This window comes from Nostoc sp. FACHB-892, from assembly GCF_014698795.1.
Classification (GTDB): domain Bacteria; phylum Cyanobacteriota; class Cyanobacteriia; order Cyanobacteriales; family Nostocaceae; genus Nostoc.
In genome coordinates this window covers 25,149-51,435 of sequence record NZ_JACJTR010000043.1, presented here as the reverse complement: position 1 = coordinate 51,435, position 26,287 = coordinate 25,149, and the positions used below count along the sequence as shown (strand labels likewise).

Genomic DNA, 26,287 nt, shown 5'->3' with positions numbered 1-26,287 from the left:
CATTTCATGTGCATTTTTATAGTACAAAAATACTCTTTATGAGCGATCGCCTCTGCCAGTTACGTCAGTTATATAGTACTAAAGTACCAGTAATTAGCGATCGCCTGTGCCAGTTGCGTAAGTCCTGGATTATTTAAAATTAGCGCTAGCTTGTTTTTTGTATCTTGAAAATATAAAAATGCAGAGATTAACTAATGAAAACAATACTGCAAATGGGGTTACATAAGTCCAGTGAATTGACATTTTATCTAAAATATGCCAAGGCAATAACAACGTAACTAAATAAGTTAATCGATGTATCTTTTTCCAATAAACTTTTAAGCTCTTTACACTCCAATCATTTGATGTTATTGCTAAAATACTGAAAATAAATAGCATAGATATCCCTTGAAAGTATTCAATATACGTTAAGGGTGAAAGTAAATTGATTTCTCTTTGAATTAATAGTAGTAATCCGTGATTTGAGCCGAAAAAGAAAGCAGCAATACCAATGTATCGTCGTTTATTCATTAAAAATTTTATAGCTTTACTATTTTTATAAACTGGAAAAGCTCTTTTAAATATGCTTGGTATTAACGTAGTGATATAAGCTATTAATGAAAAAAAACCTAATAAATTAGCCAAAGGTACAGGATTACAAAAGAAAGCCAAACATAACGTAATTAAGTAGATAGTTAAAGCTAATATTCCTGAAGTAAGATAAGATTTGCTATTTACAATTACTTGTCGCATAACTATTTCCTTTAAGCCTGTTTTTAACAGTTATCGGTAAGGATTTATTAGTAAACAGTGAGTGATGTATTATCCTTAACTTATACTCACCAGTTGATAATAGCCGTTAGTGCGCTGTAATACAACAGGATACGCTTTGGTAACCGTTTACTGTTTACTGATTTAATGTTTAAAGTAGCGGTAATTTAGGGTAGGAATAAATAATGTAATTTGGTTAGATTTCACGCCTACCCTAAAATTAACGTTAATTGGTAACAAATGTAGATAAGTGTTGTAGCTTACTACACTAAAAAATTATCAACTACGTAATTGCCAACAGCGGTACCTGCAAGTAAACCAGCTTCGCTTGATGAAGGTAAATGAACCCCACCATAAAAACGGCTGATAGAATTTTCTTCTACAAAATCTCTAAAACCTTGGAAATATCGAGCAACACCAGGTAATTCTTGCGAAGTAAGATTAAAGCTGATGTTATCAGTGCCATAGAAAGAAGCTAAAACTGTACCAGCCGCAGCACCTAATGCAGAGTGGGCCGCTATGTAGTCAGGATGTGATGGAGTGTCTAGTAGTGATTTCCAATTAGGATCTTGAACTGTGTATAGATTACCATCTGTATCAGCCTCACGAATTCCTGTAATGGGTCGCCATTGATTGTATGTATATTTAACATCAAATGCAACGACACCTGCATCAGCGATCGCCATATTCATGAGTGCAAGCAATTGGGCATTTTCTGTTATGGTATTACCTTGTTGTAAAGCTACCCTTTGAGCAATGAGGTTGTAAGGTTCTCCAAATGTGTCGGAGCGATCATAAGCCCAGAAATTAGCGATTTCAGTCTGTTTTGGGGTGCGAATAACGTCAGTAATATCAGTATCCTCTAAACCACCAAATAATCGAACTTGTTCCAGTTCTTCTGCATACTGAATGCTATCTAACGCTGGAGGGCCTTCTAACCCAGCACTTTGGATAACATCTTCCACACTAGATATTGCAAACGGAGTAACATCACCCCAGCCAGGCAATAATGCTTCGCCACCAATCTCATCTGTACTACTATTAATAGTTGGTCGCCAGACACCAGGAATAGGCTGGGCTGTATAAGGTTTAATAAATGCTTCTATTGCACCATCATTACTCCGTAATTGCAGTATTTCATTAGCAACACGTACTCCCAAACTATAGCCAAGTTCTTTAGCTTCGCCGTTGGGAATCTCTGCTAAAGACCGAGTTTTTTGCGCCTCGAATGCGTCTTTTTCTCCTGGATATAGATTGATTAGTGTTTGGTAGGCTGCGCCAACTACTGCGGCTTCCAGCGATGCACTAACTGTTTCCGATGGGTCTATATTAACAAAATAAGAAGCGTGACTACGATCAATTGCATTTACAGCATCATATATTGCCAAGTGAACTATTGCGGCGTTACGCGGATCAAGTGCAGCTAGTTCTAACGCTCCTTCAATATCACCCTGTTCCAATTTATTGCCTATTTTAATGTTATTCGCTTGTATGGCATTAAATAGGGTAGAATTCCAATCGAGTACAACATCAGTTCCAGGCGTTGAAACAAAAATGCTGTTGAGATTGTTGTTTTCATTACTTTCAACGATGGTGTTATTGAGGTCAACTTCACTTAACAAATAATAAGCTCCAGGTGACACCACACTAGGAGTACGAAATTTAGCATCAGCAAAGTTGAGTGTAAAAGTTTTAGATTCGCCTGGCACTAAGTTCAAATATGACAAATCCAAACTACCTAATAACTCATCTGTTCCTTCTAATGCAGGGTTGAGGGTATTCAGGGGGGAATTATCTAAAATTGAATCTGTTGAAGCATAAAGGTTGATAGTTAAAGGCCCTTTGAATTTTGCTTGACCTTGATTGCTGACAACAACGTTAACTTTCCCGCGTTCGTCTGGAAAAATTGTTGGTTCTTCAATTTTGTCAAAAGTAATTGATATATCTGGCATAAAATTTTCAGTTTTTGTAGAAGTTTTAGTTTTGCTAGAGCAAGAAGATAAAATTTGCTTATTGATAGCAGTAAGTAGTTGGTGCTCTTGATTGTAAGCTGGAATTTTATCTAGCTTTATTGAACTGTTTAGTGATGCTATATCAGTGCGCTCACCAACATCACCAGTCCATAATTTTGTTTTAGAATCAGCATCCTTAAAGTCAAATCGAGTTTGAGCGTCAGGTATGTTTATTAGATTGAGGACTGGTGTTGCTTTTGTAGAGTTTGACCAGTCTTTGTAATTGTAGCGGTCACTAACTTGACGCTGGGGGTAAGGTATAGGTGAAGAATCTTCAATTTCAGTCCAATCTATCACAAACTTAGATGATTGCTTTTTCATGAGCTTTCTATTCCTTATGTAAATGGGTATTAACTAAACTTGCAGATAAAAAGCTTAAGGCATAGGTATTCAAGTCACACCAATCTGCCTGTTTTTGAGAAAGAACAAGCAACTATGCTTTAGTTACAAGAGAAAATTGACTGCTAATCTCAACAATCCAGACTTTATCTCAGCGTTAGGATTTAGATACTTATATCTGGTATTTCATCCTCTACCCGTCGCAGACGAGGATATTGGTAAGCAATAACTGTCGCTATCATCGTCAGTGTTCCTATAACAATGAATAGTAAAGCAATCCCACGCCCTTTGCCAATACCAATAATCTGCCCTATACTGTCAGCTAGAGGTCCGTTAACAGCCATCAAAGGCTCAAAAATGTAATCTGACAGAGGCCCAGCCACAAGATAGGCGACTGGAAAGGAAATTCCAGAGATCATTTTACTCAAAGCAAAAACCCTTCCCTGTAAATTAAGCGGAACCTTGCGTTGGATAATTATTTGGTTAGAACCGTTGATCATTGGTAGACCATAACAGAAAAGGAAAACAGCAAGAGTAAAAAGAGCAGGCGAAGCGCGCAACCCTGCGACAATCATGCTCAATCCGTTGAGGAACAAAAAACCAAACACAACATTGACGCGGCGTTTTGGGCCTTTCCAGATACTCATCACAATGCTGCCAAAGAGCATCCCACTGCCGCCAATAGAAAGTATACTACCAGCAACAGCAGGCGAAACAAAAGAAAGAATCAGCGGTGTAGCTAAAACTTCCACAATTCCTTGCAGAAAGTTAGTAGCTGCGAAAAATATCTGCAATCCTAGTAGTCCAGTCCGTGTTGTAATGTAATGCCAAGCAGAGGAAATATCACCTAGCAGCGAAGATTTCTTAATAGCATCAACATTCGTACTTTCATATTTAGGAAATTTAACAATCAGTAACGTAATTAAAGCAAAACAGAAAGTACAGAAGTCGATTAAAAGTACACCCTGAATTTGAATAGTTACAACTAGTATTCCTGCAAGTACAGGTGAAGCCAGTTCAGCGACAGATTGACCCATTTGAGTCAGACCGCCTACCCGATGAAGATGCTCTTTAGGCACCAAAGTAGTACTAGCTGCGGTGTAGGCTGGTAATTGAAAAGCTTTACAGATGGAACTAACGGCTGTTGCTAAATAAATATGCCACAATTCCAACCGACCGGAAAACAAGAGTAAAGCGATCGCTATAGTACTTATACCAGCCCCTAGATCGCTATAAAACATCGTTTTCCGTCGATCCCAACGGTCTACAAAAGCACCTGCAAAGGGTGAAACCAAAACCAACGGTAAGGTCGTAAATAAAGAAATCAGTGAAAAATCAGTTACCGACCCCGTGCGTTGATAAACCCAAACACCCAAGGCAAAGCTTGTCAAACCAGAACCCACCAAAGACACAAGTTGTCCTAACCAGATAATGATAAAAACCCGCATTCTTTTCGCAACAGCACGTTGTTCCATCTCAGTATCCTATTCGCCTGGAAATAATTTCTTTAGACTACCTGAGCCAAGTATTCTCGCAACTGTTGTGCTAAAACTTGCACATGGGGTTGAGCCAAAATACTGTAGTGATTACCTGATATAGTCTGGATTGTTAGCTGTTGGGCGAACTTATGCCAACCCCAGCTGGCATCGCCAAAATCATCAAAATCTACTGAAAATACTTCATTGGGACGGATTAGCACCATTGGCTGTGCATAAACCCTTGGTTGATAGTTCCACATAGCGCGTGTGTTAGCTTTAAAAATCTCTAGCAGACGTTGCATTTGTGTTACCTCAATATCTGACGGCAAAATATTGGCTTTAATTGCTTGTTCTAAAAGGTAATGCAATCCTGCTTCTGATTTGAGATTTTGGATTTCGTCGGGTAATAGTGGGAAATTTTTACCAACTAATCCGCTTAAATCTCTAGCAAACCATGTCAAAAGTGTAGCATCATCTAAGTTAGGTGTAAAAGTAGGCACACGACTATCTAATAAAACTAATGCGCTAACTTCCTGCTGCTGTTGATGCAATTGCTGTGCCATTTCATAAGCTACCAGTCCACCCATCGACCAACCTCCTAGTAAATAAGGCCCTTGAGGCTGGATAGTCCGCAGCTCTTGGATATAATGAGCAGCCATATCTTCAACCGTAGTGTAAGGCGGCTGTTCTCCATTAAGACCTACAGATTGTAAACCATAGAATGGTTGCTCACTTCCTAAATGACGGGCTAAATCTACGTAGCACAGCACATTTCCGCCGACTGGGTGAACGAAAAACAAAGGTATTTGAGAAGTACTAGGCTGAATTTCTACCAAAGATGACCAGCGCTGGTTGGTTGTTTGTTGGCGTAAAACATTAGCTAAATGTTCTACAGTTGGCCCTTGTAAAAGTGTTGATAATGAAAGTTCTTGTTGATATAGCTTGTGAACTTTAGCCATCAGACGCACAGCTAAAAGAGAATTACCTCCTAGCTCAAAGAAATTATCTCGAATACCTACAGGATGGACATTCAGCAATTCTTCCCAAATCTGTGTTAATTGCAATTGCAGTGCATCAGCAGGTGCAACAAAATTACTTTGTCTTTCAGTCACCCTTGTTTCAGGATTTGGTAGCGCTTTGCGGTCTACTTTACCATTAAGAGTCAATGGAAAAGTTTCTAAGACAATAAAAGCAGTTGGAATCATGTACTCTGGCAACTTATGTGCAAGAAAGTTTCGTAGCTCATTAACATCTGCAATCAAACTTTGCTCGGTACGGACATAAGCTACTAAACGCTTGCTACTATGAACTTCACCAACTGCTGTCACAAATACATCACGTATAGCTGGGTGTTGTCTAAGTGCGCTTTCAATTTCTCCTAACTCAATGCGGTAGCCTTGAACCTTAACTTGAAAGTCTTCTCTACCCAGAAATTCAATGTTGCCATCAGGGAGATAACGCCCAATATCCCCTGTCCTGTACAAACGTTTTCCGGTCTGAGGATGAACAATAAATTGAGCATTTGTTTTTTCCTCATCTCGCCAATAACCTTTTGCCAAGCCAATACCTTCTAGATAGAGATTACCGACTACCCAATCTGGACATGGTTCTAAATTCTCATTGAGGATGTGAGTGCGCTGATTGGTCATTGGTTTGCCATACGGAATGCTAGATTGTGTAGGAGCAACCGTCGTAATGGGATAACAGACAGACCAGATAGAAGCTTCTGTAGCTCCTCCTAAACTAATCACTTGCACTCCGGCAAATAAAGACTTAATTTGATCTGGTAATGTAACTCCAATCCAATCGCCACTCAAAAGCACTAGGCGTAGAGAACAGGCTGATAAATCATAGCTAGAGGCATAATCAACCAACATCTGCATTAAGGCGGGTACAGAATTCCAGATTGTGATTTTTTCTTTTATCAGTAATTGAGTCCAATGGGCAGGATTTTTGAGCGCATCGGCATCGGGAAGAATTATTGTACCGCCAGCAGCCAGAGTACCAAAAATGTCATATACTGACAAGTCAAAATTTAAGGAAGATAAGGCCAGCACTCGATCCTCAGACCCAACGCCGAAGCGTTTGTTTAGATCGCAAATTGTGTTGACAGCACCGCGATGATCTACCATTACACCCTTGGGTAAACCTGTGGAGCCTGATGTAAAGATAACGTAGGCTAAATCTTCTGGTTGCTGAATCAGTTCTAAGGGGTGATCGCCTATATTTTCTATATCCTCGCTATCAATGCACAGTAGTTGGATATTTTTAGGCCATTGTATTTTGTCCTTAAGCCAGGATTGTGTCAATACTAAGCCGACTTCACTTTGGGCTATTAGATATTGAAGGCGCTCTTGGGGTAGGGCTGGATCGATTGGTAAGTAAGCGGCTCCAGATTGCAGAACTCCCAAAACGGCAACAACTTGCTCCCAACCTTTCTGCATCACAACTGCCACCAGTACATTAGGACGAGTGCCTAACTGCCTCAGCCAACGTCCTATTTGATGAGAGTAAAGATATAATTCCTGATAAGTTAAGGTCTTGTTTGCTGCCACAACTGCTGCTTGCTGCGATCGCTCGGCTACTTGTTCTGCAAATAAAGTATGCAGCATGGCCTTTGTTATCGGCGCATCAGTGCTGTTAACAGCTATTCTTTGTTCTAACTGTCTGGCTGGTAGCAGTTGAAATGACTGTTCTTGCCATGCCTCGTCTTCATCAGCTAAACGCTCCAGAAGATGAGTATAAGCACTAAACATATCATCTATCATTCCCTCTGGAAATATTTCTTCAACTACATCCCAGTTACATAGTAGCGCTCCATTTTGTTCGTAAACCTCATGGTCAATCTGCACTTGGGGTGTTTGCAAAGCATTACAAATTAATTTCCCTGACAGTGGTACTGCGATCGTTTCGTTACCTTGAGGCTGCAAATTCAAACTGCTAGTAAACACTATTGGCATTGCCGCTTTGGAAGTCTTGGTTTCTATGCGGCTTTGTTCGCGCAATACTTGTATTCCACTAACATCACTATGTTCTAAATCAGTAAACAATTGACTTTGCAGACGTTTAGCTCTAGTGGCAAAGGCAGCAAATTGGGAATAATTTACTTCTAACAAAATGGTAGAGCTAAAATTACCTATCAAATCATCAACTTGAGGATGTAAAGGCAGACGATTAAAAAACAGGATATTAACAGTAAAATGGCGAGTTTTGCTCCAAGCAGCCAGCACCTCACAATAAACTGCACACAGGGCATTTGTCGGTGTCAGTCCTAACCGAGTAGCTTTAGTTTTAAACCGTTGCCAACTTTCTGGAGCTAATTTTCCAGTCCGGCGGACAAATTTTGACTGTGATACTAAAGCAGGATTTTTTGCCAAAGGTAATTCTGGAGCAGGGGGTAAGGTAGACAGGCGATTTTTCCAATATGCCAAAGAGTTTTGATAAGTCTTGGAATTTTGGAATTTATTCAAGGCTAATACATAGTCTCGATAAGATAGCTCCAAGGGAGGAAGATAAATATCAGGATTCTGATAAAATTTGCAAAATTCTTGGGTAGCAATACCGTCAGATATACCATCTAAAATCATCAAACTAACGCTGAAATGAACGCGAAAACACCGTTCATCAAGTTGATGGACTTTAATTTCAAACAAAGGCCATTCATCAGTACTAGATCCATGCTGAATCATGCGCTGTCGTACCGATTCTAAACAGGCTGTAATTACTTCTGGCTCCTGACCTCGCAAATCAACAACCTCTATTTTATAATCTGGAACTTGCTCTAGAATTTGCTGTTGTCCATCTGGCGAAATCACTGCCCGCAGCATATCATGTCGCTCAATCAACCTCCGCAAAACTCGCTGGCATCGATTGATATCCAAATCATAAACTTCATATTCATCATAAGTATGCGCTCGCAGATTTCCTAGTTCAAAAGCATTACTCTGCCCCAACCAATAAGCTTGCTGAATATCTGTCAGAGGAAAAGGCAGATGTCGCTGCTCTGGCGCTGGTAGAACTTTCCATGCAGAAAATTCATTATCCACCGTTGCTATTTCTTGATTTATAGTGTGAGCGACATCTGCAATCATATCAGTAGCGGTAGTAGTGGTTTTATTTATACTTCCAGAGTGTTGCTTATGATTGAGTAACTCAGGAGAAGCTAAAAAAAAACCGCCTGCTCGCATATCTTTGACACTCTGCTTCACAGCTTGAATTACATAATCAATCTCTTCATCAGTGTGAGCAGTGGATAAAAACAATCTCCGCGCTTCCCAAACATAGATCCCTTTTTCAATGAGGTGATAATAGAACAAATCCATTTCTATGTTGGAGTCTGCAAACAAGTTAACATTATTAGAATTGCTCACCGCAATAAAACGGAACAACGATCCGCAATAAATAACTTGGATGGGCACATTTTCTTGCTGGAAATAATTATTAAGTCTCTGCGCGAACTGTGCTGTACGCTGATTTAAATTGTCTTGTAATGCAGACCCTTGCTGTTTAAGATATTTCAAGACAGCAAGCGTCGTAGCAACAGTCAGAGGATTTTTATTAAAGGTTCCTCCGTAAAAAATAGTTCCTGCTTGAGGATAGGATTGATCGCCATAATTCCAATAGCCCCCGTCAATGCTATTCATATATTTGGCCTTGCCAGCCAAAATACCAATTGGCATTCCACCGCCAACAACCTTGCCATAAGTAGCTAAGTCAGCTTGAATCCCGTACCATGCTTGAGCGCCGCCAGGATGTAAGCGGAATCCTGTGATTACTTCATCGAAAATTAGCAAAATACCATTGTTAGCTGTCAGATCTCTTAAATTTTGCAGAAATGCTTTTGGTTGTAAGTCAGGATGACTACTTTGTACCGGCTCAACCAAAATGGCTGCTAGTTCTCCTGCATATTCCTTAATTAGGTCAAGAGACTGTGCATCGCCATACTTGAGAATTAGTGTATCCTCGGCCATATATTGAGGTACACCATTCAATGGAGATACACAAGGTTTACCATCTTCCGTTAAAGATGGAACAAACAAAGTAGCATCTGATTGACCATGATAGGAATTGGCAAAGAAAGCAATTTTAGTCCTGCCTGTAACAGCACGAGCTAAACGTATTGCTGTCATTATTGCTTCTGTACCTGTATTACAGAATGAAGCACGCTCCATACCTGTTAGTTCACAGAACAGTTGAGCAACTTCACCTGCTAATCTGGCTTGTGGACCAATTTGAATCCCTTCTTTAATCTGCGCTTCTAAAGCCTCCATAATAAAAGGTGCAGCATGACCAAACAAATGCACCCCAAAGCCCATTGAAATATCAATATATTCATTGCCATCTACATCCCAAATTTTAGAACCTTGAGAGTGTTTGCCGGCAATGGGATAAATCATTTCTTTGATGGCTGGACGAAACCCAGCAGCAGCTCTTTTATCTGCTAAAACAGGATGGTAGGTTTGTTTTAGTAATTTAGAGCCTTGAGTACGGTTGGTGTAGCGAGCAATGAAGGCATCAAGATATTCTTGTTGCTGCGGCTTTAATGTATTTCTGCGTCCTAAAGAATTAGTAGATGAAGAAGACGCAGAGAGTTTACCGTTAGATTGAACAGGAATAACTGTTGGTTGGGATGTAGCTGTCTTAATAACAGAAGTTTGTGGAGTTTGATTGGCAAAAGCATCGGTAGTTTTTGCAGATAGCAACTGGGGCTGAGATGATGTGAATTCAATTGGTGTGGTACTTGTTTGATATAACTGTTTTGGCAACGAAACTTCACTACGTAACAGTTCCATTTGTTGGGACATTAGTTGTAATTGTTGCCCAATAATTCCTGTTAGCGGCGATTCGGACAATGAACGACTTACTTGATTTTGTGTGGCTGGATTAAAGTTCAAAGATACGGGTTGTACTGGTTGATGTTGTTGAACTGACTGTTGCACAGTTTGAGAAACTTGATTAATAGTTTCAAACTGAGATATTTCAGCTTTTTTAGAGATTTTTAAATCTGGTCGATTAAAAATCTCTAAGCCCCATGATGCTGGTAGGTGTTGCTCAAGATATGTGATTAGACTATCTACAGTTTGTATATCTTCAAAAAATTGACGGACTTCTATTTTAACGCCAAAGGTTTTTTCTAAACTCCTAACAGCTTCTAAAAGACTAATTGAATCAGCACCAAGGTCTAAAAAATTTGCATGGACATTTAGTTCATTAAGGTTATCTATATGTAACCAACGTCCTATTAAAGGCAGCAAAGTAGAGCTAATTTTTTCTCTTTTAATAGCAGGGCTATTTCTTCCATTTGATATATCGCTTGATACATCCATTACGTTGGCATGAGATTTATTCATTGTTAATGGTTGATTCATGGTTTTAACAGATTCTATCCAATAACGTTTGCGCTGAAAGGGATAAGTTGGTAAATGAATTTTGGAACGCTGGTAGCCTTGATGAAAGCTCGCCCAATCTACTTCTATGCCATTTGTGTATAATTTACCGAGGCTATTTAAGATTAACCACCAGTCGTCTTGCTCTTTTTGCATTGAAGGTAGCCAAGTGGCATTTTCTGTTGTCAAACAGCGTTTACCCATTGATGACAGAACAGGATGAGGCCCTATTTCTAGAAATAGATCGTAATCTTGCTCAATCAAAGTTTGGATAGCGGCTGCAAACTGAACAGCTTTTCTGGTATGGTGTCGCCAATAAATAGCGTCGATAGTTTCTTCGGGCGTGAGAATTTTCCCTGTAAGGTTGGAGACAATAGGGATACACGGGTGATGATATTGAACTTGCCTAGCTATTTGCTCGAATTGGTCGAGCATGGGGTTGATCAAGGGTGAGTGGAAGGCATGAGATACTTGCAAAGAGCGAGATTCTATTCCTTGAGCTTGCAACTGTTGAATTATGGACTCTACAGAGTTTCGTTCGCCGGAAATTACTGTATGTTGAGACCCGTTAACAGCAGCAATGCTAACTTGAGATAGATAGGGAAGAATTGCTTGTTGGACTTGCTCTTGTGTTGCAAATATAGCTGCCATCATACCTGTTGGTGGTAGAGCTTGCATCAGCCGTCCACGTTCAGCTATGAGCTTTAATCCGTCTTCCAGGCTGAAAACTCCTGCTACACAGGCCGCTACATACTCACCAACGCTGTGTCCCATGACTATATTCGGAGATATACCCCATGATTGCCACATTTGGGCCAGCGCATATTCTAGAGCAAACAGGGCAGGTTGAGTATAAACTGTCTGGTTGATTAAGTGCGTGTCTGTGGTTGCGAATAAAACTGATAACAGGGATTTTTCGAGATACGGTTGCAGCAGGCGATCGCATTCCTCTAAAGTCTTGCGGAATACAAGTTGGGTATCGTATAGTTGCCGCCCCATATTCACATATTGCGATCCTTGTCCGGTAAATAGAAAAGCAATTTTCCGCTGTTGTTTACTGCGTACAGAACCACTAGCTAAACCGATAGGTGTTTGTCCTTGACAAAAAGTGTCCAACCGTTGTGTTAATTGCTGAGTTGAACCAGCAGTTAATGCCAGACGATGCTCGAAATGAGAGCGTCCTGTACTAGCTGTAAAGCAGACATCCGCTAAGGATACTGGAGGATGAGATGCCAAAAAATCTAGGTAACGCTTTGCTAAATCTTGCAGTGCCTTCTCACATTTCGCTGATAAAGTCAGTAGATGCAAAGGACTATCAACAACAGGCTCTTTTCTTGCAACTTTAGGTGCATCTGCTAATACTATATGAGCATTAGTGCCGCCAAAACTAAAGGAACTAACGCCAGCGATCGCCATATCGGTTGTTTCTGGCCAAGGTTCTAAAGTTGTTGGCACACGTAACGGCAAATTCTTAAAAGGAATATACGGATTAGGTTGTTGGAAATGTAGGCTAGGTGGAATTTGACGATGATAAAGTGAGAGTGCAACTTTGATTAAACCTGCAATGCCAGCTGCTGCTTCTAAATGTCCAATATTAGTTTTGACTGAACCAACGAGACAATCACTTCCTGGAGCACGGCCTTGTGCAAGTACTTTACCAAGAGCCTTCATTTCTATTGGGTCTCCTAGTTGTGTACCTGTACCATGAGCCTCTATATATTGCACTTGATGAGGAGAAATCCCTGCTTGCCGATAAGCTTGTAGTAGTAGTGCTTCTTGCGCCCAAGGATTTGGTGCAGTTAAACCATTGCTACGTCCATCTTGATTAACTGCACTCCCTCTAATCACGGCATATATTAAATCACCATCAGCCATAGCTTGGGAAAGAGGCTTGAGTAAGACAACACCAGCACCCTCGCTGCGAACATAGCCATTTGCCCGACTGTCAAACGCTTTACAACGTCCATCTGGAGCCATAAAGCCTGCTTTACCAAAGCTAATTGCAATCCAAGGGGATAAAATAATCCTTACTCCTCCTGCTAAAGCTAGGGTTGAGTCTCCATTCCAAATACTTTGGCAGGCTAGATGAACTGCAACTAGAGAAGAGGAACAAGCTGTATCAATTCCTAAACTAGGGCCAGTGAAATCAAACAAATAGGAAATGCGGTTAGCTGCAATACAGTTGGTGTTACCTGTACCAACATAGGCATCCATGTTTTGTGCTGGGTTATCCATCAACAGCGTGTAGTAATCAAAGCCATTGATACCCATAAACACGCCAGCTTTTGTCCCTGCTAGATGCTCTGGTTTTTGACCAGCATCTTCTAAAGCTTCCCAAGCTAATTCCAGTAACAGCCGTTGCTGAGGATCAATACTGACAGCTTCTTTCGGAAAAATCTTGAAAAATTGCGGATCAAATTGATCTAAATCTTCCAAAAACCCACCCAAACAACTATTGACAGGTGTTTCTCCATCCTCTGCGTAAACAGTATTCCCATCCCAGCGTCCTGGTGGTACTTCAGTAATTGCATCTATACCTTCTTGCAACAGCTGCCAAAAAGCTTGTTTATTTTTAGCTTTAGGAAAACGACAACCTATACCGATAATTGCGATTGGTTCCCTATCCATGTTGCTCATCCTTAAATGACTTTAATTTCCAAAGCTAACGGGGAGCTTCTTTAACCCTCGTAAAAAGACGTTTTCTCGCCACTCTAGTTTATTGGTTTGGAGTTTTAAATTAGGTAATTTTTGCACTAATGTATTAATGGCAATTTGACCTTGAGTTCGTGCTAAAGCAGCTCCCATACAATAATGAATGCCATCTCCAAAAGCAAAATGGTTGTTATTAGCGCGGGTGATATCAAGTTGATCAGGGTTGTGATACTGAGCAGGATCTCGATTGGCGGCTCCAAGAATGAGAAAAACTGGTGGCCCTTTTTTTATTAATTTTCCACCAATTTCTATATTTTCAATAGCCGTTCTGCCACTGATTTGTAATGGACTTTCATATCTGAGTAATTCTTCAACTGCACTTTGAATAAGCGAAGGATTTTGTCGCAACTTTTCTAGCTGATCTGGATGACGTAGTAAAGACAGTACTCCATTACCAATCAAATTTACTGTAGTTTCTTCACCACTGGCGAACAACAACATACACGTCACTAACAGTTCTTCTTCACTTAGCTTATCCTGCTCATCTCTAGCTTGAATTAGCGCAGTGATCAAATCATTCTCAGGTTTTTGCCGTCGTTTAGCAATCAGCCCTGTCAAATACTCTCTAAACTCTACGATTGACTGGGTAAGTTGTTGGGATACATCTGACGCCTTCATGGGATCAAAAATATAGCCCAACCAATAAGACCACTGTTTCAGTTGGTAACGATCTTCAACAGGTATTCCTAAAATCTGAGAGATGACGGTGACTGGTAAAGGTTTGGCAAAATCAGCAATGATATCTAGATCGCTTTTTTCTTCTATCTGCTTGATTAGTTCGTTGACAATTTCTTGAATGCGTGGGCGCATTTCTTCTACTACACGCGTATTGAAAACTTTACCGATGAGTCTTCTCAATCTGGTGTGATCGGGAGGATCACGAAAGAACAAAATATCGCTAATGAAACTACCTACAAGAGAACTACCTTGTTGACGCTGAGAATAGCTGGAAATCTCTGATGGTTTAGAGCTAAGACGTGGGTCACGCAGAGCTTTAGCTACATCTGTATAGCTAGTAATTATCCAGGCTCCAATTGCACTTAAATGGACAGGATCTTCAGTTTGCAGTTGGCGATAAGTTGGATAGGGATTGATGTAAAAATCAGGCAAGAAAGGGTTAAATCTAATTTTTGTTGCTCCTGAATTATGGTTTTTACTAGGAGTAGCAGTTTTACCATTTTGATGAATAAGTTGTGTCATTCTGACTATCTCCTTATGAACCTACTGAAGCGGATACTGATAACAAATTGCATTTTTCTACTAAATGTTTGGTTAGAGATTCAATGTTAGAGTATTCCCAGAAAAGAGTTGGTTCTAGCTCAAATCCTAGCCAATCCATCAGTTGACCAACTGTATTTACTGCTATTGCTGAATCCATACCGTAGTAGGCAAAGGATTCTTGAATGTCTATTTCACTGGCTGGTATTTTCAACTCTAACGATAAATGAGAAATTAACCAAGCTTGGATTTGTTCTTCTTTCATTAAGCTAGACCGATTGGCAGAAGTATTGGTGTTGATTCCAACTTTTTCTTGCACAGGATTTTGGACTTTTTTCCAGAGATATTCTATATCTGCTTGTAATTGTATTAAATCGATTTCTTGCGGTTTAGCAATCCATTGATTGACTAGATTCAAGGTTCTATTCAAAAAATTAGCTCGACAAGCATAACGTTGAATTTTTCCACTAGATGTTTTTGGGATGCTGGCAGTTTTAAGCAATAATACTGCATATACTTGCAAATCGTGCTGCTCTGATACTGCTTTACGAATTGCGCCAACTACCTCATCTACATCCAACTGACGTAAAGAAGTCCGTTCTACTTCTTGCGCTACTACTAGTCTTTCTACTCCATCTACTTCAACAGCAAAAGCAGCACCACAACTACTACGAAGTGCTGGATGGCTTTGTTCTACTGTCAATTCGATATCTTGAGGATAATGGTTTGTACCCCGGATAATGATTAGGTCTTTTAATCTGCCAGTGATAAATAGTTCACTACTTTGTAAGAAACCTAAATCTCCTGTACGTAAAAACGGACCTTCTTTTGTATCTGCTGTGAAGGCTTGGAATGTTTGTTGTGTCTGTTCAGGTTGGTTCCAATAACCCTGAGCTACGCTAGGGCTGGAAAACCAAATTTCTCCTATTTGCCCAGAAGGACATTGAGTTAAGCTTTCTGGGTCAACGATAATTACTTTTTGGTCTAACCATACTCTGCCACAGCCTACAATTTTTCTGGTTTCTTTCTCATCGCCTACACTCTCTATCACCTGATTTTGTCTTAAGGCTGCATCTTGAACTGTACGAATAACAGGGGAGCCTGTTTTTATACCGCCTGATATTAATAAAGTTGTCTCAGCCATTCCATAGCAGGGATAGAATGCTTGTTTACGAAAACCGCAATCAGCAAAGGTACGAGCAAATTGTTCTAATGTTTCGGCTCGTACAGGCTCTGAACCATTAAAGGCTAATTGCCAGCTACTTAAATCAAGGTTAGCTCGTTGTTCTGGGGTAACTTTACGAACGCATAGATCATAGGCAAAATTAGGACCACCACTGGTAGTTGCTTTGAAGCGAGTAATAGCCTCTAGCCACCTTACAGGTTTCATCAAGAAAGTTTCTGGAGACATTAGAATACTTGGCATCCCCAGGTATAGAGGTTGTAAAAGATTGCCTACGAGTCCCATATCGTGGAATAGGGGCAGCCAACCAACGATCACTTCTTCATCAAAGTGTCCGAAAGCGTGTTGGATCATTTGCTCGTTATGGAGCAGGTTGGAGTGGCTTACCATTACTCCTTTTGGTGTACCTGTCGAGCCTGAAGTATATTGCAGAAAAGCCAGACTACTTCCGTTTAAAGATGCTTCTTGCCATGAATGTGCTTGATTTAAAGCAATACTATCTGTGGCAATCAGCGGTAATTTTGCTAGTTCGGGATTCTCGCTAAACTGATTTTCTATGTTTACTAGCAATTCTTGAGTAGTGAGAATAAGTGATGCTTGTGCATCTGTGGAGATCGCTACTAACCTAGACATCTTCTGGTTGCGTTTAGGAGGATAAGCTGGAACCGCTATAACTCCTGCATATAGACATCCAAAAAAGGCTGAAATAAATTCTAACCCAGATGGATATAGTAGTAAAATCCGAGAGCCTGGAGGGACAAGAGATTGTAAATAGGCAGCAATCGCACGTGCTTGTAAGTCTAATTTCTGGTATGTTAAACTTGATTTTACAGCTTCACCATCTTCTAGAAAAGTAAAAGCTATTTTTTCGGGATGATTTTGGGTTCTAAAGCGCAAGACATCTACGAATGTAAAATCTTTTGCATTCTCAAGTATGTTTATCATTTGTGCCAATCCTACTAAAGTAATTGAGCTAGAATTGAAAATCTTTACTCGCTTACAGTATAAGTATTCATTAAAATTTATAACTTTGAAAAAAAGACAAAGTTATAAATATATAAGAAGAAGTTGTTGTTTATTAAATCTGTACGCGAGTAAATACAGGCAAAGTTTAGAAGTAATTGAAACTCTTGCCTAAGAAAATTTTTATCAACGTCAGTTATTCAAATTCAAACTGCTAATTTATGACTTGCTCAAATTAACAGTCGCTTTTATCCACTTTTAGTAATTCCAAAAATCAGTATCCTCCTAGGTTTGAGTAATTTTAAAAAACAGAGATATGTATTCTAAAATTGAGGACACACCACAAGCAACAAAAGTTGCTTGCTATTAAGAGTAAAAGCATAGGCAAAAGAAAAGGTTTAGCATAAATATGATGCAGCTAAATAACCTATGCTTATCCCATTGTTATACAACACTAAAACCTTAGCTCAAATGTGCAAGATCAAAATTTAGATTTGCACTATCACCTTACTAGCTTGATTTAATCAAGTCATTACTACTTGAATATATCTTGCTATCTCCTAAATGACTACCCTATAAAGAGAGTATTATTTTATACTTATTTATTTTTCTAATAAATGTTTTTTTTATATAATGTATAAAAAAAGACTGCATATTTGTTTTCGTATGTATATAAGGGCAATTCAGAGCGTATTTAAGATTCTTTAAGGTATCTTTGCTAACAAAGGTTCTTTGCGCTTAATGTATAGATTATTCTTATGATATGTATAGGCAGCAGCATCAATTATCCGAATATAAATGTAACAAAAAGACAGAATTGTTAAAAATAACTAGTTTTCAGATATCAAGAGATTCTAAAAAATCTAACTCCAGTTTTTATATATTTGATTTAGATTAACTTGACTTATTAAAATATCTAATCTCAAAACCTAACATTAACACTACAATTATTTACTTCTATTAATTATTTTCTAAAATTTAATAAAATTAACTAATAGTTTTATATATAATCTACTTATAAGCTTTATTTAATAGACCTATTACACGAGTTAGGAAAACAGAGCAAGTTCATCATTGGGAAGTCAAGCAATCAGGTTGCAATGTAAGAACATGCTTGAAAAGCCGACTATATTGTAAAAAAAACTCTCTCAGGTAAGCTGCGAATAGCAAAAGACACTTGCGGGTCTTGGTCACTACTGCCAATGCGGGTGAGCGTTTTGGGGGCAAAGAAGTTCTTCAACGGGTCAAACAGCCGAACACAAGTATCTGTTTAACAACCATTTGGATCGACGGAAAGAGTCTCGTAAAATATTCTTAACCTTCAAATAACCGTAAGGTAATATATAAAATTGTAGAATTCGATACAATTAACAGGCTAGGAGAGCCAAGGAGAAGTAAATGGTACTTTTGAAAGGCTTTGAGATTGAGATGTACACCGGTACGTCTCAAGGTGAAATTATTGGTCTCTCCGATAAGATTGTTGCCGACTTAAAGGGGTTTGTGCGGGAACCAGACAGTCGTAACGTAGAATACACAACTCATCCATCCACGAGTTACGAAAATCTTTTATGTGCCTTACTACAACCGCGAAGAGTATTACGAAAATATCTCCAGCATTTGGGTAACTACACTCTCATACCCGGAAGTACGCTGTCTTTGGGTGGAGGCGATCACTTCTTTCGTTCCGACCCCACAAATCCATATCATGACTATATTGAGCAAACCTACGGCACGGATGTAGTTACAGCCAGTATACATATAAATATAGGTATTAGTGATCCAGAAATATTAATGCTGGCTTGTCGCCTCATCCGTTTAGAAGCACCGTTATTTCTTGCCCTGAGTGCGTCATCGCCCTTTTTTAATGGTAAAGCCACTGGCTATCACTCAACTCGTTGGAGTGTCTTTCCCCAAACTCCCGCATACGTGCCATTATTTACTAGCCACGCCCATCATATTCAATGGGTAGAAGAACAATTAATAGCTGGAACAATGCAAAATGTCCGGCATTTATGGGTATCAGTGCGTCCAAATGGAGATCGCCGTCCTTATGATCTAAATCGTCTAGAACTACGAATTTGTGATTTAGTCATAGATCCTATTGCTTTACTGGCAATTACCGCATTGTTAGAAGCCCGTTTGTTGCAGATAATAGACAATCCCGATTTAGATCCCTTAATTAACAGCACCTTTTCGCCAGACGAACTAATAGCCCTCACCACTAATAACGAATTAGCAGCCGCTAGTGCCAGTCTCGATGCCCGACTGCAACATTGGCAAGATGGCAGAATGATTTTAGCCAGAGATTGGATCGCAGAATTATATCAAGAAGTTTGGGCAATCGCTAAACAACAAGGCTTTAGCTGTTTTCTTTCTCCTTTGCATAAAATTTTGTGCGAAGGCAATGAAGCTCAACAGTGGCTACAACTACATCGCGTTGGTTTTGACTGTCAGCATGTGATCACCCAAGCTATTGTGGCTACACAAGAACGCGAAGTAGAACTAGAAAACAAATTGTGTTCTTTCTTGCTCGCTTAATCAGGCATGGCGAATTAGTCCAAATATTGTACATCTGACTTGAGATTTTTCCTGTTGACTGCTAATCGGTTAGCAGTCAACAAACCTTATGAGCGATTGGGCGTTGCTGAATCAAAGTATGTCAATTGCCGTAAAGGTTTGGAGTTTCGCACCGGGAACTAGACTAAAAGTTATTGTTCACAAGCTTGTGTGTGACTGTAACCATACGTTGTCCGCGACGGACAGCTTATGGTTGAAAATTGTAACTTAAGGGATAAAGTGGCCGGAATTAAAGCATAAAGTGGCCGCTTTAAAAGCCTGAAATGCTTATTTTTGCGTTGCCCTACTTTCACTTAAAGGAATTTTTAGGAGTTGAGGTAGGTAACTGCTTTGTGGCTTATCTTAGTACCAATAAATTGAGCAACCTGCTTTGAAAGCATAAAGCAAGCAAATTGCTCATCTTATGCTTACAGTGACAGTTGTGACTTTAGACAAAATCTGTTCAAACCACAAGGGATAAGTTGTCCGCCTTTGAACGTGAAACACTGATACTATCGTAGGCAAATTTCTTCTGCCATAAAACTAATACAGCCAAAAGTTGCCTCAAAGTTGGAAACCAAGGCATTACTTGTCACACAGTTGAAAAACCAGCTAAAAGTTGTCCAAAAGTTAGGCTTACTCCTGCCGAATATTCAGCCCTACCAACAGTTCAGCCTGCAAGCGAAGCAGTAACATCAACCGGACTCTAAGTTATATCTCCTTCTACTCCTCGATCCAAGCATAAGTTGTCCGAGTTCAATCCAAGGCATAAGTTGTTCGATTGTGACAACTTTTAGTTAAAGTCACAAGAGCGATCGCCCGTAGTCAACACAAAATAACTAGCCCTTATCTTTTATCCGGCAAAAACTACGATAAAAACTACTTTCCTTGATACATAACACTTTCACCAACATGCGATCGCGGGGTGCATGTTGGCAACGGAATATAAACTATTGCGCTGCCGATAAATTTTGTTTGTCTTTGGTATCGCCTTTGATGCGTAATCCAAGCGATAACCATTTACAGGGTGCTAACTTCCAGTTATAGTTAGCCGTAACTTATTATAGGCACAATGCAACTATGACGTTGACTTGGTGTAAAGATAGTTTACAAAAGTTGCTCAGGCGGTTGCCTTAGTCTAGGGGGATAAAAAAGTTCAACAATTTCTGTTAGGTGCTTTACCCCGCTTCAAGTATCCGTCCATAAATCGCTTGAAAGAGCCTCTACGCTGCACCCACGTTAGGTTATTACTAGAGCGATCGCCACTGGCTCATGACGGTTACGCCATCGCTCTTAAGCTCTTCAAAGATTTCTGATCTTATTTCCCGGTAACTCTATTATTATCCAGTTATCAGTAATGAGGAGCATATTTTCCAGTGTTGTAGAGTTTTTTGTTCTTGACTAATAAATTTCGTCTTCTTCATCTACCCAATCTTCATCCCAGAGAAGTTCATTGTAAACCTTAGTAGCTTGAGATATTTTTAGGTTGTGAGCTGCTGTCACACAATTTCTTGGTTGCCAGCCAATGAGGGCGTATCTCCCATGTAAATATCTGACAGCATTTTTGCAGTCATTAATTACTGGAATATCCTCAAAGATATATTTTCGCAATTGGACTCCTAAACGAATTGCCTCCATTTCATAATTGTGAAAGTTGGGTTCTTCAACATCAGGTGTAGAAATCAGTAATCCTCTTACCCAGGCATGATTTTTATAGATAGCCTTCGCTACAACTAAATTGACTTGTTTTGGTGTCCAGTTGCTCCGAAGTAAAAAGTTATCTATTGCTGATTCATCATCTAAATCTATATCGACGTTAGATTCTGAAAGTATTTCCAAGATATCTGTATTTTCTAAGAACAGTTCGTACCACTCTTGAAAAGTTTCGCGACTAAATAGTTTTCTGGCTTCTTCAAATGAAATTTTCTCCCATCCTGCATCTGTAACTATTTCGTTACCAGTCCTTGTAATGAACAGATTCTTTTCTTCTAGCATCCAAGGGAAGGATGTCTTGTGATGTCTTCTCTTTCGTTTACCCATTAAACAACCTGATGCCATTGCGATGCCTGCGATGAGTCGCCTAAGCATCTATACATTCAATTTTAGTGCTATCGTTGATTATTTTTTAGGCTTCTTTATCAAAAGAAAACTTCTGTTTGTGACAGTGCGTACACACAACAGCAAGGTATTTTTTTCACCTATTTTTACCAAGATTTCACCCGCAGAAATCATCTACGCGGATATCCCGCCAGATATCAGAAATCTGCCAGCCTGATTTGCCCACCGATTGAACTATGGGATTACCCCGTAATGGAATGTAGTTCGGTTCTTTTGGCTCTTGAATCACTACTGATTTTTCCTCAACCACAGGGGTTGATGAATTGACAGCATTAGCTTGAAGAAGCTGGTCTTCTGCTTCTTCAATTAACTTCATCTGTCTCAGGGTAAGCTTGTCGGATTTTATGATGATCTTCTTTGTCTGTATCTCATTAGAAGTATTCATTGGCTGTTCCCTCGAAGGCATTGGCTTAAAATTTGGATGGGTAAAGTTAAGGAAGGTAGGTGTAAATAATTTGCATGGAATTAATAAGATACAGCAAATCTCTGAAAAATACGAGTCTCTTGCCGAAGAATTTCTCAATTATCTGGAAAATTGCAGCATTAAAGATGTTTTAAGTAAATCAGCAAAGTGATTGAGCTAACTCTCGTCAGTTTGATGGATGTCTTTCAATTGCCACTATTCCAAAATCCAGATATCACTTGGGAGTGATTGACTTAATCTACTACTCCTGGAATCGACTATCTAATATTTTTACTTTAATTGCGGCACGTAGCTTTGGCGACTAACTACCGCTAAAAATAATACTAAAAAAGTTAAAATTCCAGCTAGATATAAAGGATAGCCGTAGGTTATGGGATGCGATTGATGAATGAGCGTTCCAGCAATTATAGGCCCAATACCATTAGAGATACTTAAATAAGATGCGTTCAAACCTAAAGCAGTTCCCTGCTCTTGTGCTTTAGCATTCAGAGAAATTAGTGTATTGATCGTGGGTTGGACTAGAGAGTTGAATAGAGAAAATAATATGACAACTCCCACAAAATAAATAATGTTTTCCCAAATTGGCATGAGAATAAATGACAAACTGCGGATAAATAAACTGAAAAATAATATATTTACTATATTAAATTTCTGATTGAGAATTGAAACGCCCCAAGTCTGCATAATTACCCCCAGGACTCCAAAAACTAGAAACATCAGTGTCAAAGACTGACTATTTTGACCCAACACATTAATAAAGTAGGGTTGAAAAGCATAAGTAAAAATTGTGAACGTAGTGCCAATAAAAAAGTTGATGACTAAAAGTATACCAACTTTCGGAATAGCTAAACCCCTAATTAAATTTCCTAAACCTAGATCAAAGATATTTCGTGCCTTATCGGCTTTGTTTTGTAGGGTTTCAGGTAAAAGAAAAATTGTGACTAAAAGTCCTACAAATGCAACTGCACCAGAAACTAAAAAAGCCATCCCCAAAGAAATCTGCTGCGCTAGCAAACTCGTAACTGGGCCTAATACAAAACCTAAACCAGATGCTGCTCCATAAATCCCAAATCCTCTAGCTCGGTTTTCTGAAGTGGTGACATCTGAAATAATTGCCTGAGCAACAGAAGCATTGCCTCCAGTTATGCCATCCAGAAATCGTGCTAAAAAGAGAACAACTGCTGTTGTAGCAGTTCCAGCGATTAAGTTAGCAATTACAGTCCCAGCTAAACTAATAATCAATAAAGGTTTGCGCCCAAAGCGATCCGAAAGTTTCCCAATAACAGGAGTTGCCAGAAATTGAGCGACAGAGTAGATTGAAAATAACAAACTCGTTTGGAAATCGCTTAAACCAAATCGTTTCCCATAAAGATAAATAATCGGAATTAAAATTGTCAAACTCAGGGAGTTAATAAAAGCAATTAAGGCAGTAATCCAAAATTTTTGATTCATCAGCGATTTCTAAGTACTAGGTTTTTATTTATATCAATTCTCTATAAAGTTGCACAGAATAAAATGCTTGAGGTGTTGTGTATTCTTGAAAAATGATTTTATGCATACTCACATAGATTTAATGGTAACGACTTGTCAACTATACTAATAGTAGTATTTGCTATTTTTCGGCTAGTGCCAATGAAACTTCAACTAATAGAACTTTCTTTTCACGAAAGCACAAACAGTGTTTAATCTCACGGGGCCACATCAAGATCCAAAATAGACTGTTTGAGATTATGGGGATGAGCGTATGGTATTCCTACTGCCGTGATTTTACCATTTGCTACTAACAATTCCTTAGACAAGCCTTGTCATCCTTATTTGAACAAGATTCCTGGTTAAAGGAAGTGCTTCTAGTCAGAGGCTAGGATTACAAATTACGGATTAGTATAAGGGGGTGTGTTTGAGTTTTGTCTCTACACACAATGTATAATTTTTGGGAACAGGGAGCAGAATAGAGCGTAATGAAAGCAGAAGTGGCATCTTATGGATCTTGGCGATCGCCCATAACAACAGACTTAATTACCGCACGTACAATAGGGTTGCGACAAATTGCTCTCTGTGGCGAAAATATTTATTGGAGTGAGCTACGACCGTTAGAGTCAGGTAGAAATGTCATAGTGCGCCAGGGTGCAAATGGTGAAACTCAAGATATCACGCCTACTGGCTTCAACGTGCGTACCCGTGTGCATGAATATGGGCTGTAGACAAGATTTCCAGCATTTATACAGAGGTATAAATAGGTATCAAATTATAAAATGAACACTGCTAAAAGATGATTATAGTAAATTTATATACTCTATCGATGTGAATAACTCGGTAGAGTATTTTTGTGAAAGTGCGCCTAACCTAAGCGATCGCCTCCCCCTGCCAAAAGCAACAACTCCCCTCCACAGCCTACGATTGCCAGCTTGGGATAATGGAACTGGAACAAGCTCTTATGTATAGAGGAGCGATCACGTCTTTGCAGGAGAACCATCTGGATATTCTATTACTTGTAATTGCCTTAGAGCAAGTCATTCAAGTATGGCATTTTCTCCCCTAGCAACAAGAGCTACCTTAGCTCGAGTGTATTCTAGGCTATCACAGTAGCAATAGTTAACAACAATTACTTTTACTCCCACAACGCAGCTCTACGTCCTTCAATTTTGCCAAACTGTTATGGTTCGTAACCCTATTATTAAAAACCTGATTTTGTCAATCACTTCTATTTATCATTATCAGAAAAAATAGAGATAGCTTATATGAGTTAATTATTTTAGAGTTGAGATAAGATTAAAGCCTTAAAAACTTATATAGTATTTAGCCTGATGAAACTATCAAATAGTTTTGAATACTCACTTCTAGCGATGTTGGCATTGGTAGATTGTTACCAGAATGGCGATTCAATGCAAATTAAAGAAATAGCAGAGCTAAGAAGTATACCAAATCGCTATTTAGAACAGCTACTAGCTACACTAAGATGCCGAGGTTTAATTAACAGTATACGTGGTTCTAAAGGTGGTTACGTTTTAGCACGTGACCCTCGGAAAATTACAGTTTTAGATGTTTTAACTTCCATTGAGGGAGTAGAGATTGATGCATCTACCAACAATACAACTCTCGGAAATATAGAATCGTGTGTAGTGGAAGAGGTTTGGCAAGAAGCTTGTCAAGCAGCTAACCTGGTTTTGCAAAAGTATTCACTCCAAGACCTTTGGGAAAAGCAAGCTACACGCCCACAAAGGGCGCTTATGTATTACATTTGAAAGGGAGTTTTTGTACTAATGTTTAACAAAAATATTTTCTCAGAGCCTATTGGTGAAACAACTGATGTGGAAGTTTGGCTCTTGCGGGCAGAGCTAAAATTTTCCGATTTAGGTAATAATGTCCTTAGTATAAGCATCCGTAAGCAGTGGCGAGAATATCAAGCAGTAGTGCAAAGATGCTGTGCAGTTTTACACCTCCCACCAGAACGTGTTCAATTAGGAGGCGTTTATGGGTTTTTGAGAATACCTGATGTTCAAGCTAAATTCACACAAAATAATACAATTTGAGCCTGAATAGTAGATTATCACTCATTCTGAATTCTTACGCTTTGTGAGGGTAAACTATGAAACTCAAAAGAGTATTCATGGACTATACAAAGTAATCCAATAACATCAAATTTAGACTTTTAGTAGCAATATTTTTATATGGATAAGTACAATCAAGTAGATAAAAATAATTTTCTTTACCAACCTTATCGATACTTGGGTGAATTTACCCCGCAGAGTCTTATATTTAATGCTAATCTTCAAGAATTTTCTCAACGGGTAAGTTACATCTGCAATTTACAGACTGGAGGAAAACTTTCTTTGAAGGATTCCTATGAGCAAATTGAGTCACTTTGGCAGCAGTTAACACACAGCTACAAAGCACTAGGAATTGGTGAAGATATAATTGAGTAATTGTTAATACCTGGTTAGAGCTTGTCAAGGAACGAGTTGTAGATTTGCACTCTCGTTTTGATGCCTACGGCAACCCCTTTGGTGTACGCCACATCTGCGATCGCTTAAACCTGTCTTCGTACTATCAATTCCTTCATGAATATCAACAGAGTGAACTACTAGTAACCGCTTGCGGGAGCGATCGCCGAGGAGCCGGGAGCAAAAGATTTGTGGCATAATAACTTT

The 26,287-nt window shown here is 39.2% G+C and carries 16 protein-coding genes; 6 read left to right on the top strand and 10 right to left on the bottom strand.

From position 1 onward, the window contains the following. Window positions 1-129: 129 nt before the first annotated feature. From H6G96_RS32560 to H6G96_RS32535, 6 genes are all read right to left on the bottom strand, one after another. Complete coding sequence (locus tag H6G96_RS32560; protein ID WP_190917374.1) at window positions 130-732, bottom strand: ferric reductase-like transmembrane domain-containing protein; 603 nt, start codon at window positions 730-732, stop codon at window positions 130-132. A gap of 281 nt (window positions 733-1,013) precedes the next feature. Next, the gene (locus H6G96_RS32555) at window positions 1,014-3,083 is read right to left on the bottom strand and encodes a vanadium-dependent haloperoxidase (RefSeq protein WP_190917371.1); all 2,070 of its coding nucleotides are present in this window, start codon (window positions 3,081-3,083) and stop codon (window positions 1,014-1,016) included. A gap of 182 nt (window positions 3,084-3,265) precedes the next feature. After that, a complete protein-coding gene (locus tag H6G96_RS32550; RefSeq protein ID WP_190917369.1) occupies window positions 3,266-4,576 on the bottom strand; it encodes an MFS transporter in 1,311 nt (436 codons plus the stop codon). A 32-nt stretch (window positions 4,577-4,608) separates the two neighbouring features. Next, window positions 4,609-13,593, bottom strand: a complete 8,985-nt coding sequence (locus tag H6G96_RS32545; RefSeq protein ID WP_190917367.1) for a non-ribosomal peptide synthetase/type I polyketide synthase — start codon at window positions 13,591-13,593, stop codon at window positions 4,609-4,611. 21 nt (window positions 13,594-13,614) lie between these two features. Then, window positions 13,615-14,877 (bottom strand): cytochrome P450, encoded by a 1,263-nt coding sequence (locus tag H6G96_RS32540; protein WP_190917365.1) that lies wholly within the window; start codon window positions 14,875-14,877, stop codon window positions 13,615-13,617. 13 nt (window positions 14,878-14,890) lie between these two features. Further along, the gene (locus H6G96_RS32535) at window positions 14,891-17,023 is read right to left on the bottom strand and encodes an AMP-binding protein (protein WP_190917363.1); all 2,133 of its coding nucleotides are present in this window, start codon (window positions 17,021-17,023) and stop codon (window positions 14,891-14,893) included. Between the two features lie 1,416 nt (window positions 17,024-18,439). On the opposite strand from H6G96_RS32535, the gene gshA reads away from it, so the two are divergent. Further along, window positions 18,440-19,579: a glutamate--cysteine ligase gene (gene gshA, locus H6G96_RS32530; RefSeq protein ID WP_190917361.1), complete on the top strand. Its 1,140-nt coding sequence runs from the start codon at window positions 18,440-18,442 to the stop codon at window positions 19,577-19,579. 1,419 nt (window positions 19,580-20,998) lie between these two features. Here the strand turns inward: gshA and H6G96_RS32525 are convergent. From H6G96_RS32525 to H6G96_RS32515, 3 genes are all read right to left on the bottom strand, one after another. Next, window positions 20,999-21,685 carry a hypothetical protein gene (locus H6G96_RS32525; RefSeq protein ID WP_242063485.1) on the bottom strand — a complete coding sequence of 229 codons (687 nt, stop codon included), beginning with the start codon at window positions 21,683-21,685 and terminating at the stop codon, window positions 20,999-21,001. Window positions 21,686-21,812: 127 nt separating this feature from the next. After that, complete coding sequence (locus H6G96_RS32520; RefSeq protein WP_190917359.1) at window positions 21,813-22,100, bottom strand: hypothetical protein; 288 nt, start codon at window positions 22,098-22,100, stop codon at window positions 21,813-21,815. Between the two features lie 309 nt (window positions 22,101-22,409). Beyond that, on the bottom strand, window positions 22,410-23,591 hold the full coding sequence (locus H6G96_RS32515) for an MFS transporter (protein WP_190917357.1): 1,182 nt from the start codon (window positions 23,589-23,591) through the stop codon (window positions 22,410-22,412). Window positions 23,592-24,097: 506 nt separating this feature from the next. Here H6G96_RS32515 and H6G96_RS32510 point away from each other — a divergent pair. Then, window positions 24,098-24,340, top strand: coding sequence for a hypothetical protein (locus tag H6G96_RS32510; RefSeq protein WP_190917355.1), 243 nt, complete (start codon window positions 24,098-24,100; stop codon window positions 24,338-24,340). Between the two features lie 137 nt (window positions 24,341-24,477). Here H6G96_RS32510 and H6G96_RS42560 read toward each other — a convergent pair whose 3' ends face one another. Then, the gene (locus H6G96_RS42560; RefSeq protein ID WP_277933004.1) at window positions 24,478-24,612 is read right to left on the bottom strand and encodes a hypothetical protein; all 135 of its coding nucleotides are present in this window, start codon (window positions 24,610-24,612) and stop codon (window positions 24,478-24,480) included. A 331-nt stretch (window positions 24,613-24,943) separates the two neighbouring features. On the opposite strand from H6G96_RS42560, the gene H6G96_RS32505 reads away from it, so the two are divergent. From H6G96_RS32505 to H6G96_RS32490, 4 genes are all read left to right on the top strand, one after another. After that, window positions 24,944-25,381 carry an Rrf2 family transcriptional regulator gene (locus H6G96_RS32505; protein ID WP_190917353.1) on the top strand — a complete coding sequence of 146 codons (438 nt, stop codon included), beginning with the start codon at window positions 24,944-24,946 and terminating at the stop codon, window positions 25,379-25,381. Between the two features lie 18 nt (window positions 25,382-25,399). Then, on the top strand, window positions 25,400-25,669 hold the full coding sequence (locus H6G96_RS32500) for a hypothetical protein (RefSeq protein WP_190917351.1): 270 nt from the start codon (window positions 25,400-25,402) through the stop codon (window positions 25,667-25,669). 138 nt (window positions 25,670-25,807) lie between these two features. Further along, window positions 25,808-26,062 (top strand): hypothetical protein, encoded by a 255-nt coding sequence (locus tag H6G96_RS32495; RefSeq protein ID WP_190917349.1) that lies wholly within the window; start codon window positions 25,808-25,810, stop codon window positions 26,060-26,062. Between the two features lie 44 nt (window positions 26,063-26,106). Then, entirely contained in the window at window positions 26,107-26,280 is a 174-nt protein-coding gene (locus H6G96_RS32490) for a hypothetical protein (protein WP_190917347.1), read from the top strand. Window positions 26,281-26,287: the final 7 nt, after the last annotated feature.

Coding starts and splice junctions, on each gene's coding strand:
- H6G96_RS32540 (WP_190917365.1), bottom strand. CDS start 14,877: ATGACACAACTTATTCATCAAAATGGTAAAACTGCTACTCCTAGTAAA.
- H6G96_RS32510 (WP_190917355.1), top strand. CDS start 24,098: ATGAAAGCAGAAGTGGCATCTTATGGATCTTGGCGATCGCCCATAACA.
- H6G96_RS32495 (WP_190917349.1), top strand. CDS start 25,808: ATGGATAAGTACAATCAAGTAGATAAAAATAATTTTCTTTACCAACCT.
- H6G96_RS32500 (WP_190917351.1), top strand. CDS start 25,400: ATGTTTAACAAAAATATTTTCTCAGAGCCTATTGGTGAAACAACTGAT.
- H6G96_RS32520 (WP_190917359.1), bottom strand. CDS start 22,100: ATGAATACTTCTAATGAGATACAGACAAAGAAGATCATCATAAAATCC.
- H6G96_RS42560 (WP_277933004.1), bottom strand. CDS start 24,612: ATGGTTCTCCTGCAAAGACGTGATCGCTCCTCTATACATAAGAGCTTG.
- H6G96_RS32545 (WP_190917367.1), bottom strand. CDS start 13,593: ATGGATAGGGAACCAATCGCAATTATCGGTATAGGTTGTCGTTTTCCT.
- H6G96_RS32555 (WP_190917371.1), bottom strand. CDS start 3,083: ATGAAAAAGCAATCATCTAAGTTTGTGATAGATTGGACTGAAATTGAA.
- H6G96_RS32525 (WP_242063485.1), bottom strand. CDS start 21,685: ATGCTTAGGCGACTCATCGCAGGCATCGCAATGGCATCAGGTTGTTTA.
- gshA (WP_190917361.1), top strand. CDS start 18,440: ATGGTACTTTTGAAAGGCTTTGAGATTGAGATGTACACCGGTACGTCT.
- H6G96_RS32550 (WP_190917369.1), bottom strand. CDS start 4,576: ATGGAACAACGTGCTGTTGCGAAAAGAATGCGGGTTTTTATCATTATC.
- H6G96_RS32515 (WP_190917357.1), bottom strand. CDS start 23,591: ATGAATCAAAAATTTTGGATTACTGCCTTAATTGCTTTTATTAACTCC.
- H6G96_RS32560 (WP_190917374.1), bottom strand. CDS start 732: ATGCGACAAGTAATTGTAAATAGCAAATCTTATCTTACTTCAGGAATA.
- H6G96_RS32535 (WP_190917363.1), bottom strand. CDS start 17,023: ATGATAAACATACTTGAGAATGCAAAAGATTTTACATTCGTAGATGTC.
- H6G96_RS32505 (WP_190917353.1), top strand. CDS start 24,944: ATGAAACTATCAAATAGTTTTGAATACTCACTTCTAGCGATGTTGGCA.